The sequence below is a fragment of the Adlercreutzia sp. genome (assembly GCF_056795635.1).
Map to the genome: position 1 here is coordinate 207,714 of NZ_JBQIIT010000001.1, position 20,737 is coordinate 228,450.

The following is a 20,737-nucleotide window of genomic DNA, read 5'->3' on the forward strand; positions in this document are numbered from 1 at the left end:
GGTGCCGCGTGGGAGCGCGACCTCACCTGGGCCGACCAGGCCGCATGGGATGCCTACGACGCCGACCCGACCACAGGCCTCGGCACCCGCGGCACCACCACCGACGCTGACGGCCGCTACGAGTTCTCCGACCTTCCGAGCCACCGCTACAACCCGGCCCGGAAGGTGGAGACTCCCTTCACCGATCCCGATACCGGCGAGGAGAGCGTGCAGGTCACGGTCATTCCCGCCTCGGTGACCATCTACGGCTACCGGGTGCGCCTCATCGACACCGACTTCTGGGAGCGCACCATCGGCGCCGCGAAGTACCGCATGGGCGACGACTACACCGTGGACTCCGACCTTATCTACGGCGACGGCTACCTGAACGCCCCGGGCGAGTACGACGTACTCCTGAACGTGGTGACCGCCGAGTCGCCGCGGGCGAACCACGCCATCGTGCCCGCCTCCGGCAACGCCAACCAGAACAGCGCCGACCGCAACGCCGCCGCCCTCTACGAGAAGGCCGTGGCCGCTGGCGACGCCACCGCTACGCTCACCCTGCCCGAGGCGGTCACCGACCGCAACGGCGGGGCCCTGGCCGGCGTGGTGGACGGCTCCGGCTACGCCGTGTCCACCGACGACGGCGCGCGCTTCACCTACGATCTGGGCCTGGGCGCCGACCGCGCCTCCTCCGACGGCGGCCTGCGCACGCCCGTGGCCAACAAGATCGCCGGCGTGGTGTTCAACGACACCGACTACGACGGCACCCTGAACCGCACCGAACCGGTGCTCGACGGCGACGGCAACCCGGTGCTCGGCACCGACGGCAATCCGGAGACCATCCTGGTGCGCGAGCCCGGCTTCGAGGGCAAGAAGGTCATCCTCAAGCAGTGGTACTACGTGCCCGGCGAGGGGGATGCCAAGGGCACCTGGCAGCATAACGAGAACTTCGGCAACGACTACTACACCCGCGCCGAGTTCGGCGCCACGGCCACCACGGCCGCGGCCGCTTCCGCCCTGTTCACCATCCCCGGCGCCACCTACGACGCCGGCCGCGAGGGCGTGTGGGTGACCACCGACACCGCCGGCGACTACCAGTTCGACCACCTGCCGGCCCGCTACACCGCGGTGCGCACCGCGTTGGACGGCGTGATGGAGCCGGCCCGCGAGTACCTGGCCGGCTACACCGTGGAGGTGCTCGGCAACGACGACAGCGCTGCCCAGTCCATGAACGGCCTGCCGGCCACGCGCCTGCAGGTGAATGCCAACGGCCAGGAGAGCTGGACCATCGATGGGGACGCCGACCGGGTGAACTCCCAGGTGGTCTCCGCCGAGACGGCCGCCGCGGGCGCTCTGGTGCCCGACGTCTGCGCCGCCGGCAACTACCCGGTGCGCTGGAACGAGTACACCTGCCAGGCCGAGGCTCCCGCGGCGGATGCCGCCACCGCGCCCTTCACCAAGGCCACCCTGGACGGCCGCATCATCCTGGCCGCCCCGGCCGAGGGTAGCCTTACCCCCGCCGTGAACGACAACGCCACCGCGGGCCAGTACCGCGTGACCACCACGGGCCTGTGGAAGAACGACGGCGCCGCCGACGACACGGACGTGCCCGTGGACTTCGACTTCTCCGTGGGCCGCGACGAGGTGAGCCTGAACGCCGGCTTCGGCCTGTTCGGCACCACCACCGTGGAGGGCACCGTGTGGCAGGACGACGACTTCGACGGCCTGCTCGAGACCACAGACGGCGAGCACGGCCTGGCCGACATGAGCCTGACCCTGACCCAGTGGTACTACGTGGCCGGCACCATGGAAGGGGAGGGCGACGCCGCCCACTTCGTGGCCGCGGCCGGCGAAGTGATGCCCGCGGGCGCCACGGTGCGCCCCGTGCGCGGCGACGGCACGAACGCCGGTGCCGTGGTGGGCGCCTGGGTGCGCGTGGACGGATTCAACGGCGGCGGTGCCATGACCACCGTCACCGACGCTGCCGGCGACTACGCCTTCTCCGGTCTGCCGAGCTTCGTCTACACCCAGGACGGCGCCAACGCCGGCATCTACCAGCCTGGCGAGAAGCAGGCCGCGGGCCGTCCCGACGAGAACAACGAGAAGGTGGACACCGACAAGCTCTACCTGGTGAGCTACCGCCTCGTGCTCTCCGAGATCGCCCCGTCCTTCTCGCTCACCAAGACCCATGTGGGCGTGAACATCGAGACCGATACCGTGGACGGTAGCGGCAACCTGACCACCACCTCCAAGCCGGCCGATCATCCCGGCGCCACCGACGGCACCGGCACCGGTACCGACGGCCGCGAGGACGTGGATTCCGACGCCATCCGCAACCCCGATGACGAGATCGAGCTGCGCGAGGAGTTCTTCGACGGCGTGCTGGCCGCCTGGCGCACCGACGGCTACGTGCTCGTGAGCGATCACGCCAACCGCGGCGACGGCCACCAGTACGAGCAGAACTACGGCAGCGGCGCCACGGGCTCGGTTGCCTACGACGTGCCCGATCCCATGGGCACCCAGCGCGGCGGCGACGCCGGCCTGTACGCCGTGCCCCGGGCCTCCATCACGGGCCGGGTGTGGAACGACATCGATCCGACCGACCTCTCCGCCTCGCCCAACACCTACAACGGCATCCAGGATCCCGACGAGGTGGGCATCGCCGGCGAGACCGTGCTGGTGACCCAGTGGTACTACGACCCGGCCCGCACCAATGATGAGGACGGCGGCAGCCATTGGTTCCAGAACACGGCCTTCGGCCGCGACCGCTACACCTCCAATATCGACGGCGCCTACCAGGCCGGGAACACCGCCCTCGTGAAGGCGGGCGAGGTGAACCCCGCCACGGGGGACGTGGAGGTGCTCACCCCCATCCTCCTGGACGGCAACGCCATGACGCCGCTCAAGTACGTGTACCGTGTGAACGGCCACAGCGTGGATGCCAAGGGTACCCTGTATGAGCTGGGCACCAACGGCGACGGCACCGTGGTGACCGAGGCCGACCTGGTTCCGGGCGTGCTGGCCACCACCACCGGCGACGTGCGTGAAGTCACCGGCGAGAACGGCGAGGTCGTGAAGGATGCCGAGCAGCTCGGCCTGTACCACTTCGCCAACCTGCCGACGGCCTACGTGACCGACGACGACCAGTACTACCTGGCCGCCTATCGCGTGGAGCTCGCCGATGTGGAGCACACCGAGAACGAGGACGGCACTGACAACCAGTGGCTGCTCACCCGCCACTTCCAGGGCGACGACCGCCAGGCCGACTCCGATGCCGACGACATCACCAACACCGGCATCGCCGGTATCAAGGTCATCGGCAGCTACGATGAGGCTGGCGTGCAGGCGCGCGCTAACGACGGCCAGGTCATTCTGGCCGGCACGCGCGACGGCGGCAGCCTCATCACCGGCGGTGCCACCTCGGGTTCCAAGTCCGTGGTCACTGTGCCCGCCGGCCAGGCCATGGACACCGACCGCCTGGTGGCCTACGACTGGAGCCGCACGGCCCCGGCCACGGCCGACGGCAAGGTGACCGTGGACGAGAACGGCGTGACCCGCGTGGCCGGCGGCGACGTGGGCGAGGTGCAGGCCCCCATCGACGATATCGAGGGGCGCATCTGGTACGACGACGACAACGACGGTCTGCTGACCGCCGACGACCTGGACGACGAGCCCGGCACCGGCAAGGACACCCTGGCCGCCGGCATCGAGGTGACCCTCGAGCGCTACTACGCCATCGTGACCGCCGACGGCACCGTGGCCGCCACCGACTGGGTGCGCGACGACGCCCTGCCCGCCGGCGCCGACGCCCTGGCGAAGTCCGCCTGGGCCTCTGCCGACCAGTGGAAGGCCTACGATGCCGATCCGACGGCCGGCCTGGGTGCCGCCGACGCCCACGGCGACGGCATCGCCCGCACCCTGGCCACCGGCGACGATGGCGTCTACCGCTTCGGCGGCCTGAAGACCCAGGAGTGGGCGCGCCTCACCCACGAGGTGGACGGCGCCGCTGTCACCGAAGACGTGCAGGTCATCTACGCCTACAAGGTGCGCGTCACCGACGCTCGCTGGTGGGATCGCTTCTTCGGCACGGCCAAGATGCAGGTGTCCGGCTTCAACGGCGACGACTACGACCACGATTCCGACCTGGTGTTCAACACCGGCTACCTCATGGGCGCCGACGAGTACGACGTGCTGCTCCAGGTGGCCGACGACAACTCGCCGGCTTCCAACCGCCGCTTCGCGCCGAACTCCAAGAACCCGAACAACGGCGAGGACGAGGCCGTGGCCGAGGCCGGCAAGCCGGCCAACGAGGTGTCCGACGTGACGAGCGCCACCCGCCGCTACGACATGGCGTGGGGCATCACCCGCGTTCACAACGACGGCGGCCTGCGCGTGCCGCTGTTCCAGAAGATCGGCGGCGTGCTGTGGCGCGACGCTGATGACACCTTCACCACGGCCGCTGCGACCGACTACGACGGCATCCGCAACGACGGCGAGCCGGGCCTGGCCGGCAAGCGCGTCATCCTGAAGCAGTGGTACTGGGCTCCCGTGACCGTGGGCGAGGGCGACGACGCCACCACCACCTGGCAGTGGATCCAGAACACCGACTTCGGCAACGACAACTACACCCAGGCCGAGTTCGGCACCACGGTGAACGCCGCCGGTGTCACGCTCACCACTATCCCCGGCTCCACTTACGACGGTGCCGAGGGCGGTATCTGGCTGCTCACCTCCGACGGCAAGACCGTGGTGAACAACGGCGACGGCACCACCACCGAGACCGTGGATGCCGCGGCCGTGGGCTCCTACCTCTTCGAGAAGCTGCCCACCCGCTACGTGCGCGCCCATGAGGGCCATGAGCTGGGTACCGAGTACCTGGCTGGCTACACCGTGGAGGTGCTCGGCAACATCAACGGCGCCTCGGTGGAGCCCGGCCAGAAGGCCCAGGCCGTGACCGGTCTGCCGGCCACCTTGAAGCAGCAGCGCCCGACCGATGGCACCCGCGACGATGACGTGGTGAACTCCCAGGCCGCCAACATGACGGTCTCCGCCACTGAGAACGCCGCCGGCAAGCCCAACGGCAACTACCGCCTGGCCTGGAACGAGGCCACCGAGCAGTCCACCTACGGTGACGACGGGGCGGGCAACGCCTTCACCAAGCACACCATGGACGGCAAGATCATCCTGGCCGGCGTGGCCGAGGCCAACAGCCCGGCCGCCTCCACGGTGACAACCACCACCTCCGACGACGCCGTCAACCCCGGCGCCACGGTGGCCTTCGACTGGAACCTCGGCCGCGACGAGCGCAACCTCGACGGCGGCTTCGGCGCCTACGAGACCGGCAAGATCGCCGGCACCGTGTTCCAGGACAAGAACGTGGACGGCTTCTACAGCGAGAAGGACGTGAACGATAAGCCGACGGGCGACAAGCCGGTGGCAGGGGAGACCCTCCAGCTGGCCCAGTGGTTCTTCGTTCCCAACGGCGATACGCTGGCCGACGGCACCGACACCGTCGCTGCCCTGACTGCCGCGGGCTTCGAATCCGACGACACCGCTTCCGACGACGGCATCTGGTTCAAGTCCAAGACCTTCAGCTACCGCACCAACGTGGCCGACCTGCCGCTGGTGGACGTGAAGGGCGACGACGGCACCGTGACCCAGCAGCCCGCCACCCTGGATCCGCGCGTGGCCGTGGACGCCAACGGTTGGTTCGAGGGCACGGTATCGGGCTTCAACCCCTACGCTGCCGACCCCGCCCAGAGCGCGGGCGACTACCTGTTCGAGGAGCTGACGAGCTACGTCTACGTGGACATGCTCACCCAGGGCGAGGGTGATGAGGCCACTGCGGCCCTCTCCGACATCCAGCCCTACTTCCCGGGCCGCAAGCACGTGAACCTGCCCGTGGGCGAGGTGGCCCTGGCCGCGGCCGAGGGCGACCAGCTGGAGGGCGAAGGCGCCGACGGCGAGGGCGAAGGCGAGGGCACCGAGGGCGGCGAGCCCGAGGAGCCGACCGAGCCCGCCGTGGGCGAGGGCGTGACCCTGGATGTGGTGGACACCGACGCCGACCCGGTGGCCCTGGCCGCCGCCCAGGTCACCCGCGACCATATCTACATGACGGCCTACCGGGTGTCCCTGGACGAGACTGAGCCCGACTACGCGCTCACCTTCCCGAGCCAGGCTCAGAACTCCGATGCGGCCGCCACGGCCGCCAACCTGGCCGCCGGCCTGAACATTACCAACGATTCCGACGCCCTGCGCCAGGACGGCAACGTCGTGGAGCTGTTCGAGCAGGTGCCCGGCGAGACCAACGCCGGTCAGAACCTGGCTGTCACCGTGGACGACGGCACCGGCAACGTGGGCCCGGCCCGTACCGACGGCTACGTCATCGTGGCCGCCGAGATCACCGATGACGCGGCCGTCAACACGCCGGCCGCCGGCCAGTACCAGATGACCAACAACGCGGATGCCGCTTCCGGTGCCGCCTTCATCGGTGCCGAGGTGTTCTACAACGGCAAGCGCTACGACGTGCCCCGCTGCGTGGACGAGCCGCTCGCCGGCGGCGACGCGGGCCTCGTGGAGCTGCTGAAGGCCAACATCTCCGGCCGCGTGTGGGACGACCGCAACTACGACGGCCTGCAGGCCACCAAGACCGTGACCGTGGACGGCAAGGAGACCACCGTGGTGGACACCGACGCCGAGCCCGGCATCGAGGGCGAGGAAGTGCGCCTGTCCCAGTGGATGTACGTGCCCCGGGACAAGTGGGCGCAGTTCGTGGCCAACCACGAGGACCTCGTGCGCGCCTCCTTCGGCTACACCGACGGCATCGAGGGTGCCGACGGCAACCCCGTGGCCTCCATCGCCCAGGGCGTGTGGATCCGCAACACCCAGTTCGGCGAGGAGCGCTACACGGCCCTCACCGAGCAGGACGAGAACGGCAACACCGTCCATAAACCTTATATGACCGACTCCTGGTACCGCGGCGACGGCATCGTGGCCGTGAACACCCACGACGGCACCAAGACCACCGCGGCCGGCGATGCCATCGAGCGGGGCGTGTACCTGTTCGACAAGCTGCCCACCGTGGCCGTGGTGCAGAACGCCACCTATGACGAGTTCTACCTGGCGGCCTACCGCGTGGAGATCCCGTCCATGAACGTGACGACCGCCCGCGACACCGTGACCGGCACCGCCGACGACACCTGGCTGCTCACGCGCCATCGCGCCACCCAGGAACTGGATACGCGCGACCTGGCCTCGGCCAAGCTGGACTCCGACGTTGCCAACTTGAACGCCTGGCCGGTGGAGGAGGTCCGCGACGGCGTGGCCGGCAACATCGGCGTGGCCGGCGGCTTCATCGTGTCTCAGCAGAACGACGAGATGGACACCGCCTCCGGCGAGCCCAAGGAGCGCCAGAACCACGGCCAGATCATCCTGGCCACGCTGGTGGGCGACGGCGAGAAGGGCAACGACAACACCACCGAGGACGTGGACCAGGGCAACAACATGTGGGACAACCAGGTCCAGTACGACTGGATGCTGGAGCTGCCCGACGGCACCGCCCTGCACCATGGCGGCGACGTGGGCGAGGTGCTGCCCCCGTACCAGACCATCCGCGGCATCGTGTGGAAGGACATGAACAACGACGGCCTCCAGGGCGACTACACCGACGAGAACGGCGTCACGAGCCCCGAGCCCGGCGTGAACGGCATCCAGGTGTCCCTGGAGCGCTACTACACCGTGGTGGGCGCCGACAACGGCTTTGTCTGGGACGACCAGTGGGCCGCCGCCTACCCGGCCGACTACAACGACACCGTGCAGGCGAAGACCTCGCCCATGAAGCCGGCCGTGGCCCTGGGCTGGACGAAGGAGGCCGACGGCACCTACAGCTACACCGCCGCTCCCTACGCCAACGTTGACACTGCCACCGTGGCCGGCGCCGACGGCACCTACGAGTTCAAGAACTTGAAGAGCTCGGACCTGCGCGACGTGAACGGCGACGGCGTGGACGAGGTCGTCATCTACGGCTACAAGGTGCGCGTCACCGACGAGGACTTCCGGGCCCGCCGCCTGCTGGCCGCCAACATCCATGAGGGCAGCGACTACACGGTGGACTCCGACCTCATCTACTCCGACGGCTACGTCATGGGCGCCGATGAGTACACGGTGCTCCTGAACACCGAGGAGACCGTCGACTACGTCCACGGCACCCTGGCCGACATCGAGGGCAACGCCACCAACGGCGGTGCTGCGGCCGTGACGGTGGCCTCCCAGGGGGCCAACGTGGCCGTGGCCACCGCCTCCGGCAACCCGAACCAGAACACCGCCGACCGCTACGGGCGTATGCCCGCCGCAGCTGGCGACGGCGCCACCCTGCGCTACGACCGCGCCAAGGGCGCCGACCGCGCCTCCAACGACGCCGGCGTCATGGATGTGCCGAAGCACCATATCTCCGGCTACCTGTTCCACGATGCCAACTACAACGGCATCTACGACATGGCCGGCACCGCCGACCGCTTCACTGTGGGCGGCACCGAGTACACCGAGCGCGGCCTGGTGGGCAAGAAGGTCATCCTGAAGCAGTGGTACTTCGTGCCCGGCGCCGCCACCGACGGCGACGGCAACGGCACGGGCGGCCAGTGGGTCCAGGTGACCGACTTCACCAACATCGACGCCCCGGCGCCCCCGACCGACGGCGACGGGGCCGATGGCGCCCTGGCCGCCTTCGTGGCCGCCGGCCTCCGCGCCGCGGCCGCAGCGGCCGCCGGTACGGTGGAGTGCTCCACCCTCACCGAGGCCGCTGACGCCCCCGGTACCGACGAGGGCCACTACGACGGCTTCTACTCCTTCGACAACCTGCCCGTGTACGTGGCCGTGAACGGCACCGAGTACCTGGCCGGCTACACCGTGGAGGTGGCCGGCGGCGACGGTGTGGCCACCAACGAGACCCTGAATGTGCCCGTGACCCGCATCGAGGAGCGGGGCGACGCCCTGGCCGACGATGAGCACGAGTCCACGGCCCAGGTCATCGGCACCCAGCTGCTGGAGAACGCGGGCGGCACGGTGACCTACACCGACGGCACCGCCTCCATCGACACCTACGGCAACGACAACTACCCGCTCGGCTGGCAGCACCTCACCGGCCAGGCACCGGAGATGTTCGCCGACGCGGGCATCGACGTCACCACGGCGTCGAACACCTCGAACTCCACCCTGGACGGCATGATCGTGCTGGCCGGCAACACCACCACCTACACCCAGGACGACAACTACAAGATCGACCAGGTGCGCGACGGCGTGAAGGTGTCCTTCGACATGGCCACGGGCCGCAGCGAGGAGAAGCTCTCCGGCGGCTACGGTTACTTCGGCACCTCCGAGGTGGCCGGCACCCTGTGGTACGACGCCGACTTCGACGGCGTGCAGGAGATCGGCTCCGACGGCGATGCCGCCCTGGCCGACACCGAGGTGCGCCTGGCCCAGTGGTTCTACCTGGACGGCTCGCTCGTGAACGTCACCGTGGACGGCAAGGTGGTGCCACGCTTCCAGGCCGCCGCCGTGACCAACAACAAGGGCCAGGTGCTGCGGGCCGCCAAGACCTACGAGGACGTGGACGTGAACGACATCCACGGCATCGAGCTGGTGCGCGACGACGCCGACGCCGTAGTGGGCGCCTGGATCAAGAACCCCGCCTTCGGCGAGGAGGTCGTCGACGAGGCCACGGGTACGGTCACGGGCCGCACCGGCTTCTATGCCATGGACACCGACGCCAACGGCGCCTACCGCTTCCACGACGAGGACGGCGCGGCCGGCTCCACCGAGGGGCTGCTGCCCTACGTGCAGTTCGACGCCGAGGGCAACCCCTTGGCCGCCGGTGACCCGGCCGCCACCGACGACGTGCTGGCCCTGGCCTCCTACCGCGTGACGGTGCCCGAGGTGCCGGCCGGCCACGTGCTCACCGTGTACCACAGCGGCGTGGGCTCCTCCGACACCGACTCCGACGCCAAGCGCGACGTACGACGCTCGGCCGAGGTGGACGGCTACGACACGCCCATCGTGACGGCCTACCCGCAGTTCGCGGCGGCCGGCGAGCAGCCCGACGGCGGCTTTGCCAAGGACACCGGCTTCATCCTGACGGCCGACGCCTCCACCCTCGCCGACGGCTCCGTGCCCGCGAACACGCCCTACCGCGCCTCCATGGGCGGGGTGGACTACGATACGGCCCATCAGGTGGCCGCCCGCACGTCGGTGAACACCGGCCTGTTCCGCGTGCCCACCTCCCAGATCACCGGTATCGTGTGGAACGACACCGAGGCCGACGACAACACGGCTCCCAATGGCGTCCGCGATGCCGATGAGAAGGGCCTGGCCGGCGAAGTGGTGCTGGCCACCCAGTGGTACTACGTGCCCGCGACGAGCCCCATCTTCGATCAGATCGCCACCGGCGAGGCCGCCGGCATCGTGGAGTGGGTGGCCGCCGACGGCACCACCTCCACCGACGAGGCCGACCGCGTCGGGGCCCAGGGCGCCTGGGTGCAGAACATCGGCTTCGGCTCCGACTGGGTGACCACCGAGCTGAAGTTCGTGAAGGATCCGGCCGACCTCACCGATCCGGGCCACTTCGAGCGCGTGCCCGTGGTGACCGGCGGCGAGAATCGCGCCGACGGCCGCGGCAAGGACGCCGTGGTGGCCGTGCGCACCTACGCCCAGGGCGCTGCGACCAAGACCGCCGCCGACGGCACGCAGGTGCCCGTGGCCGACGGCGAGTACGTCTTCGACAACCTGCCCACGGCCGTGGTGGTCTACAACGACGCCACCGGCACCGACGAGTACTTCCTGGCCGCCTACCGCGTGGAGCTGGCCGCCGCGAAGAACTACCTGAAGTCCGACGGCACACTGGCCGACCCGTGGCACATCACCGCGGTGAACGAGGGCACCGACCTCACGGTGGACTCCAACGCCACCGACGACGGCACCACCGGCCCGGCCGCCAATGCCGACGAGATCGGCCTGGCCGCCGCCGAGCCGGCCCGGGCCTACTACCACAGCTTCCCGGTCATCGAGCGCTACGCCGACAAGACCCTGCGCGCCAACGACGGCCAGGTCATCCTGGGCACCGTCCAGGCCGACACCACCCAGGGCATCCCGGCCGCCTTCGCCGCCATCCCGGCGGGCAGCGCCATGGACACTGCGGGCGCGGCTACCTACCAGTGGACCCGCCCCGTGGCCACCGAGGAGGCCGGCGATGTGGGCGAGGTGGCCCCGGCCTACCGCTCCATCGGCGGTTACGTGTGGCGCGACAACGCCTACAAGGACGGCTGGTACTCCCACAACGCCCCGCTCACGGGTCTGCGCGATCCCGACGACCCGACCGGGCTGGGCACTATCGATCTGAAGGAGATCGAGGAGGGCCGCTACCCGACCACCATGTACCTGCGTCAGTGGTACTACGATCCGGATCATGTGAACACCGACGACACCCGCCCCGGCGACCGCCACTGGTTCCCGGTGAAGGCCTACGATACCGACCGCGATAAGGAGGAGTTCTACTACGACACCACTACCACGAAGGCAGCGGCCGATTCCGGCAAGCCCTACAACGGCTACTACGAGTTCGACGACCTGCCCGTGCGCGTGTTCGTGAACGGCAAGGAGTACCTGGCCGGCTACACCGTGGCCATCCGCGGCAACCTGTCCTTCACGCCGGGCAAGTACGAGATGGAGACCACCTTCGACACCTCGGTGGACGATGCCGACCACGATGTGTGGAACTCCAAGGGCCAGTCCAACGTGAACAAGGGCCTGCCCCGCGAGTACCGCTTCGGCCTGGACACCTTCCCGCTCGTGCGCAAGGACGCCTACAAGTCCGACGGTAAGATCCACGCCCTCGACGCCATCGTAGTGCTCGCCGGCTCCACCACCGCCGACGGCCAGGGCCCGCGCACGAGCGGCACCCAGTACCTTCAGGGGGCCACGGGCAAGAACCGTGAGGATGACGCCGCGGCCACCGACGTGTCCTTCGATCTGACCTTCGGCAAGAACGAGCCGCATATGAACGGCGGCTACATCATGCCGCCTGCGGCTCCCATCGAGGGTCTCATCTGGGATGATGCCAACTACAACGGCCTGCAGGACGAGGGCGAGAAGGGTATCGCCGGGGTGCGCATCCGCATCACCCAGTGGTACCTGGACGACCACGACAAGACGGCCGCCAACCCGGACGGCACCTGGAAGCGCACCTTCCGCATCAACGAGACCACGGGTGCGACCGAGCTGGTGCCGGTGACCACCTGCACCACCTCCAACGGCAAGCCGGTCTACGATAAGGACGGCGTCATCATCCAGGATCTGCCCCTGGGCTACTACAAGAGCGAGGAAGTGCCCACGCGCTTCGCCATCCCCGGCGACACCTCCGACACCGAGTACCTCTGCGGTTACACGGTGGAGGTGGAATCGGTACCGAGCGGCTACACCCTGACCCGGGCCCACGTGGCCGACGATGCCGATGATTACGGTCTGGAGTCCGACCTGTTCCGCAACGACGACGGCACGGGCATCAGCGGGGCCGAGTTCGCCCTCATGAACCGCCATATCGACGTGGCCGACGACGGCACCAAGCCCACCCGCGCCGACGGCATGGTCATCATCGCTCGCGAGAAGAACTCCACGTCCATCAATACCCAGACCCAGAAGTTCTACGCCGGTGCCACCTACGACACCGATATGAACGTGCAGTCTGCCGACGGCGGCGACGGCGGTCTCATCGCCGTGCCGACCGCCTCCATCAACGGCATTATGTGGGACGACTCCTATCAGGACACCTGGTCCGGCGATCTGCTGCTCGACCGTGCCGAGCGCGAGCGCTCCTACAACGGCATTCGCGACCATTGGGCCGAGAACGGCAAGACGGTCTACGAGGCCGGCCTGCCCGGGCGCACCGTGGCCCTGACCCAGTGGGCCTACGACCGCAATGCCCAGACCTGGACCCAGGTAAAGGGCTTCGGTGCCGAGGTGAAGTGGGAGTCGGTGACCGATGCCGACACCGGCACCACCTCCTGGCAGCAGACTCTGACCCCCAACAACAGCGGCGTCCGCACCGTGACCACCGGCCCGGTGGGCTACGACCGCGACGGCAAGACGGTGAATACCGATCTGGACGCGGGCACCTACGGCTTCGACAAGCTGCCGAGCGCCATCGCGGGCGTCGGTGCCGAGGCCTCTGCCCTGAAGATCGCCGCCGACCGCACCGTGGCCCTGGCAGGCGACACCTACGCGCTCGCCGGCTACCAGGTGGAGTTCGACGGCCTCGGCGCCGGCGGCTCCGATATGGCCGACGGCGAGAACTGGCTGCTCACCCGCTACCATGTGGGCGAGGACGTCACGGTGGACTCCGATGCTGAGAACCTCGACCGCACCGGCGTGGCGCCCCTGACCGGCGGCGCGGGCCGCGTGGTGACCGACCGGACCGAGGTTGTGGCCGAGGACGGCACCGTGGTCGCCGGCACCCGCACCGCCCAGGGCAACCTCGGTGGCAACGAGAACGGCGGCCGCATCGTGCTGGCCAGCGAAGGCGTGAGCGACGGCGAGGGCAAGACCAAGCTGGCCGACCCGGCCGACTACGCGCGGGTGCCCCTGTCCCAGCTGCTGGCCGGCACGGCCGGCACGGCGGCCTACGACTGGCTGACCGTGGACACCGAGCGCGTGCTCGTGGACAGCTGGACCGATGAGGGCGGTCTCGAGCACGAGGTGTGGGATCGCTACAGCATCCCGCTGGCCGGCGGTTACGTGGGCGCCACCCATCCCACGCGCCAGTCCATCCGCGGCATCCTGTGGAACGACGCCAACAACAACGGCATCCAGGACACCTTCGTGGACGAGGAGACCGGCGCCCGCACCGACGAGGCTCCGATCAACGGCTACGCCGTGGCCCTGGAGCGCTACTGGTTCAACGGTACCGACTGGGTGCTCGACACCACGGCCTGGGCGCCCGACGGCACCAGCGAGGCCAAGGCCGTGACCGGCAAGGTGCTCGTGGAGGAGGATACGGACAAGACCGCGCTCACCCTCGATTTCAACGAGGAGCTGGTGGGCAACGACCTGTACCGCAACGGCACGTACAGCTTCGAGAACCTGGAGACCGCGGGCCTGCGCACCGTGGGCGGCACCACCCAGTGGGTCGTCTACGGCTACCAGGTGCGTGTCACCGAGGATTCCGTGGCGGATGCGGCCGACTTCAAGGCCAAGTACCAGGTGCGCGGCACCGCCGAGGCGCCCGTGGACTACCGTCACGACTCCGACCTGTCCGAGGACAACTACCTGGTGGACACCGATGGCAGCGAGATGATCGTGCTGCTGGAGACCGTGAACGCCGACGGCCAGACCCCCGACGGCCTGACCTCCCACGGCTCCAACATCGTGTACGCCCCGGCCTCCCACAACGCCGACCAGACGCCCAACTACGAGCGCGACGAGAACGGCGACGTGGTGACCGACGGCGAGGGCAACCCCGTGGTGGCCGAGCCGATGCGCAAGGGCGACCTGGTGGCCTACGACCTCATGATGGGCGCCAGCCGCGACCACAACGACGGCGGCATCATCATCCCGCCCACCTACGCCATCGACGGCTTCGTCTGGGAGGATGCCGACTACGACGGCCTGTACAACTACAACACCGAGGTGCGCAAGACGCTCACCAAGGACGGCAAGGAGGTCACTGAGGACTTCATCGAGTACGGCTACAACAGCAAGCAGGTCATCCTGAAGCAGTGGCTGCTGGCCGCCGACGGCACCTGGGTGCAGAACGCCGACTTCGGCAACGACACCAACGTGAAGGCCGCCGACGTGACCACCCCGGGCAAGAACACCCTGAAGCCCGGCGAGACCGCCAACCTCACTCAGACCATCCCGGGCTCGAAGAACCTGGGCGGCGGCAAGGTGGCCGTGCTGACCGGCTCCCATCCGACCCTCGTCTCCGAGGGCAAGCTCGGCGGCAAGGCCGTGACTGGCTACTACCTCTTCGACAAGCTGCCCACGGCCTACCGCCAGTGGAACGCCGCGGCGAAGAAGTACGAGTACACCCTCGCGTCCTACACCGTGGAGGTGAACGGCGTGAAGGCCGACGACGGCATGGGCTCGCTGCTCGTGACCACTTTCGAGGCCCAGACCACGGCCCACGATGTCGTGAACTCCCGGGTGCAGCCCATGGTGACCGCCGAGGACAAGGACGCCGGCAACCCCGACGGCCTGGCCGAGGTGTGGAAGCACTACGAGAACAACAACTACCCGGTGTTCCTCGACGAGCCGAACATCCAGACCGCCGACGAGGCCCACAGCGACGGCGTCTGCACCCTGCCTGCGGGCACCTGCACCACGGTGGAGGGCGAGATCGCCAAGAACGCCGCCGACTGGCGCATCGTGCTGGCCGGCGCCTCCGACGATGCCAGCCTGGCGGCCCAGAAGGCCGTCTTCCCCTGGTCCGAGGAGCGCGTGAAGACCGACGAGAACGGCAAGCCGGTCTACGACGCCGACGGCAACCCCGTTAAGGAAACGGTCGCGGGCGAGAACGGCTACGACTTCGCCGCGGGCCAGAACCAGGCCTCCATGAACGCCGGCTTCGTGCCGCCGGACCGCTCCAGCTTGGTGGGCCAGGCCTGGTACGACGAGGACTACGATGGCGTGAACGACTCCGACACCTCCGACGACCGCTTCGACACCGAGGACAGCGACAAGACCGAGGAGGGCGTGGAGAACTTGCGCGTCATCCTCACCCAGTACTACTTCGTGCCCGAGTACGACCGCGGCCACCAGCTGCTGGAGGACGAGGACGGCAACGTCTTCTACGAGAACGAGGACGGCGACCTGCGCCTGGTGGACGGCAAGGGCGGCAACATCGTCGTGGGTGCCGACGGCAAGGTGTACCTGGTGCGCTCCGGCCGCACCTACGACTACGATGCCCTGCGCAAGGCCCATGTCCGCGTGCTGCGCGACTCCGGCGTGTGGGTGGAGAACACCAACCTGGCCGGCGGTTACCAGTACCAGGACGGCGCCGACGAGCCCGACGAGGGCGAGGGCGAGGGCGGCGAGCCTACCGACCCGGAGAACCCGGGCGAGCCTACCGATCCCGAGGCCGGCGGAGAGGCCGGCGAGGGCGAGGGCGGCGAGCCCACGGCCCGGCGCGTGGTGCCCGCGGCGGTGCCCGTGAGTGCGGCGGCCCTGGCCGACGGCGAGGGTGACGGCAACACCCAGGTGACCGACCCCGGCGACCCGAGCTGCACCCACGACAACCGCACCGTGACCGCCAACAACGACGGCACCCATACGGTGACCTGCGATAATCCGGCCTGCACCTATACCGAGGCCAACGTTGCGTGCTCCGACGGCGACGGCGACGATTGCTGCGACGCCTGCGGTGCGTGCCTGCACAACGGCGCGGTGGCCACCGACAACGGCGACGGCACCCATGATGTGACGTGCGGCAGCTGCAACACGGTGCTCGCCGACGATGCGCCCCACGTGGACGATGACGCCGACCAGGTCTGCGATATCTGCAAGGCCTCCCTGGCCACGACCCCGGCCTGCGACCATGTGGGCAAGGGCCTCGCCTACAAGGACAACCTGGATAACACCCATACGGCCACCTGCGCCGGCTGCGGGGCCGTGGTGGACGCTGCGGCGGCCCACCGCGATGCCGATGGCGCCGACGGCAAGGGCGACGGCAAGTGCGACGACTGCGGCGGCGTGGTCATCGAGGCCCACCAGCTGTGGACCCTCACCAACGCGGAGGGCATCTACGAGTTCAACAACCTGCCCGGTTACGTGCTCGTGGACGGCGACGTGGTCACCGCCTCCAAGCCCGCCGACATGACCAAGGTCTACCAGCCCTACGGTGTGCCCAACGCCAACGGCACGGCGCTGTCCACCTCCGACCTGAAGGTGCTGCACGCCCGCCCGGTGTCGGTAAAGATGATCGCGTCTCTGTCGGCCGAGGACATCAAGTCCCTGTCCGGCGAGCAGATGAAGCTCATCCAGGCCGATGCCGAGCTGAAGGCTGCCTACGACGACCGCATGCAGGTCCTGGCCGATGCCGACCCGAACTTCACCATGGCCACCCCGTACCTGACCGGCTACGCCATCAAGGTGGTGGACGACTCCGGCGAGTACGTGGCCAGCCGCTTCCACGTGGACGGTGCCGGCACGGGCAACAACTCCGACCTCACCTCCTTCGAGTCGTCGCTCACCGACAACGTGAACGATGCCGACAAGGCCAACGAGGTGTACGCCGTGGTGGCCGAGCAGGTGGACGAGGATGCCGATATGAACGGCAGCCTGCTGGCCAGCGCCTATGCCATCACCTACATGGAGAACGACTACGACCTCGCGAACCGCATGTACTACAAGCGCGCCTTCGACGCCGGCCTGACCAAGCGCCTGCCGGTGCTCATCGACGGCGACGTGTGGAACGACGAGAACTCCGACGGCCTCATGACCGAGGGCGAGGCGGGCATCGAGGGCGCCGTGATCCGTCTGGTGCGCTACTGGTACGACGATGCCGGCATGGGCTACTGGGAGAACGCCGCTGGCGACGGCAGCTACAAGAACTCCGGCCTCACGAAGGACGAGTACAAGGCCATCGAGGCCATGGCCCCGGCCTACGTGGAGGACGAGGACGACGCGGTGGCCGATCCCGCGGCCGCGGCCCAGGCCATGATCGACTGGCTCGGTGCCATCGGCGCCGACCTGGATAACGCCACGGCCGCCGACCGCGAGACGGTGTACCGCGCGGCCCTGAACAAGCTCAACGTGTTCGAGGCCACCCAGGGCACCTCCCTCAACAGCTACACCGAGGGGCCCGACAACAAGCGGGTCATCCGCGAGGCCTTCGACGCCTGCATCGATAAGATCGGCGAGGCCACGCCGGAAGGGGAGAAGGGCGTCTGGCGCCGCGACTACAGCTTCTCCCAGGCCGACCTGGCCGAGCTCACGGGCGTCCACGATCTGTCCAAGGACGGCCTGGGCGAGCACACCTATCTGCCGCTGACCGAGGAGGAGGCCCTGGCCGTGGCCCCGGCCGACGAGGTGCGCGAGCAGTGGGTGAGCGAGGATAAGGACGGCAACGACCAGTACTTCAAGTACGTGCCCGGCTCCGGCTTCGCCACCACCGACGAGAACGGCCGCTGGGAGTTCATGGCCTACGGCACCGGCACCCACCGCTCCGGTGAGAACACCGCCGAGTTCAAGGTGCTGTTCGCCTACAGGGCCGAAGTGGTGAGCTATCCCGAGCCCGAGGCCTACGCGCCCACCCTGCAGCATGTCGATGACGAGCTGGACGACACCATCAACTCCGACTTCGACGAGAAGTTCGGCTCCCTGCGCCCGAACATCCCCGACGCCGCCGGCCACAAGGGCGACTACACCCTGCCCATCGACCCGGCCGACGCCGCCAGCGAGGGCCTCATCGTGCTGACCACCCTGGCCGATGCGACGGAGTCCGAATCCTCCAAGACCCAGGGCGCCTACGCCACCTTCGATTCTCAGGTCAACCGCGATCCGGAGAACTGCGATCACGAGGACGGCAACGGCGACGGCTTCTGCGATGCCTGCAAGGAGTGCGTCCACGTCAAGGATGGCGGCCTGTGCACCGAGCCGGGCTGCGACCATGCCAGCGACTGCTGCCCGGCTCCGGCCGGCACCGAGTGCGAGCACGTGGACGGCGATCTGGACAACCGCTGCGATCTGTGCGGCGACTGCCTGGCGAACCACGACGACCGCGCCGTGGCCGACACCGACGGCGACGGCCTGTGCGACACCTGCTCTGCGTGCCTGCATGAGAAGGACGGCGACGGCTTCTGCACCGAGGCCGGCTGCACCCATGCCGACTGCACGGTGCGCGCAGCCACTGAGGCCGCCTTCCTCACCACGCTCTACCAGGGCGATAGGCCGGTGGCCCGCATTACCGTGACCGACAGCCTGAAGAGCGAGGTGCTGGCCTGGATCGAGAAGGCCCTGCTGGCCGACCTGGACGAGCTGCATGAGGCGCACCCCGACTACCACGAGGCCATCTTCGGCAAGCAGAAGATGCTCGGCGGCAAGCCGGTGTACCTGGGCCCCGACGGTCGGGAGACCACCGACGCCACCGCCGCCGACGGCACGGCCAACACGCCGGTCTACGACGGCACGGGCGACCACGACCTGTACGAGGCCTACCAGGCCCGCCGCATGGAGCTCGAGGGCGACAACATGTGGTCCGACATCAACTGGTTCAGCTCGCTGCACCACGGCTACGGCCTGTTCCGCATCGCCCAGGCCCATATCGCCGGCGTGGTGTGGCGCGACGACAACTACGACGGCATCCAGGATGCCGGTGAGACCGGGCGGATCGCGGGCGTGCCCGTGAGCCTGAAGCGCTACTGGTACTCCGCCGACGGCTGGCAGCTGGACGAGACCTTCAGCCAGACGGTGACCTCGGACGCCGATGGCCGCTGGATCTTCGATGACCTGGACGTGGCCGGCAAGCGCATGGTGGACGGCAAGGAAACCTACGTGCTCTACGGCTTCGAGGTGACCGTGGACGATCTGCCGGCCGGCTTCGGCGTGACCCATATGAACAAGGGCTCCCACGAGACCGACTCCGACCTGAACGAGGACACCAAGCTCCTCGATCCGGCCGATCCCCACGGCGGTCTCATCGTGCTGGCCTCCCCGTCGGATCGCTCCGATCTGGTCGGCAACGGCGCAGCCTACCTGGCCGGCCCGAACGGCACCACCTGGGTCATCTCCATGGGCGTCGATTCCGACTTCAACGACACGGGCCTGGTGCCCTACGCCCTGGCCACCATCGCCGGCATCGCCTTCGACGATCCGGAGGCCGACGGTCTGCAGGACGAGACCGCCGAGCCGGTGCCCGGCCTGACGGTGTACCTGGAGCGCAAGACCCTGGGAGATACGGCGGCGGTCGGCTTCAACGGCGCCTCCTACAAGCCCACGGCCCTGGCTGCCATCAAGGGCCAGACCGTGGAGGGCGGCGACGGCTGGACTGAGGTGGCCTCTCAGGAGACCAACGCCGAGGGCGCCTACCGCTTCGAGGGGCTGCCCATGGTCGACGGCGCCAACACGCCCTATATCTACCGGGTGCGTGCCACCATGCCCGACGGCAAGGAGTTCGTGCCCATCGAGGTGGGCAGCGACGATAACAACGACTCCGACTGGGGCGAGGCCGCCGGCTCGGTGCTCGGCACGGGCAAGGTGGGCATCACCCCGGCCATGGCGGTGCTCGGCTCCTTCACCGAGGTGCGCACCACCCCCAACGCCTACGGCCACAAGTTCAACCTGCTGGCGCCCTACGACTGGACGCCCGAGACGGATCGCTCCGTGGACCTTGGCATGACCGGCAGCGATGACGACTGGAACACCGTCGTGGTCACCACCCCGTGGGGCACGAACCTGTTCTACCTGAAGCTGCCCCAGACCGGCGACGAGCTCATGCCCTGGCTGTTCGGCCTCACCCTGCTGGGCGCCGCGGCTCTGCTGCTCGTCCTCATCAGCCGCCGCAAGGAGGAAGACGAGGAAGAGGAAGGGGAGGAGTAAGAAGAGACCGAGAGAGACGTCCCTAAGGGCTCTGATGGAAGGAGGGGCCCTCTCCGGAGGGCCCCGGTCAGAAGGGATGACAAGCGCCCCTCGCCACTGGCGGGGGGCGCATCTTGACATCGGGGACAAGAAGGGTATATAATGCGCTGTTATCTACAGCTTGGTAACGGAAGCGCAA

The 20,737-nt window shown here is 68.6% G+C and carries 1 protein-coding gene (running past one end of the window); it reads left to right on the forward strand.

Annotated features, from left to right (window positions below):
* Positions 1–20,559, forward strand: partial view of an SdrD B-like domain-containing protein gene (locus tag ACTOXK_RS00690; protein ID WP_482279817.1) — the end only. Its footprint begins 53,220 nt before the window's first position; only the last 20,559 of its 73,779 coding nucleotides appear in the window; its start codon lies beyond the left edge, outside the window; its stop codon occupies positions 20,557–20,559.
* Positions 20,560–20,737 lie beyond the last annotated feature (178 nt).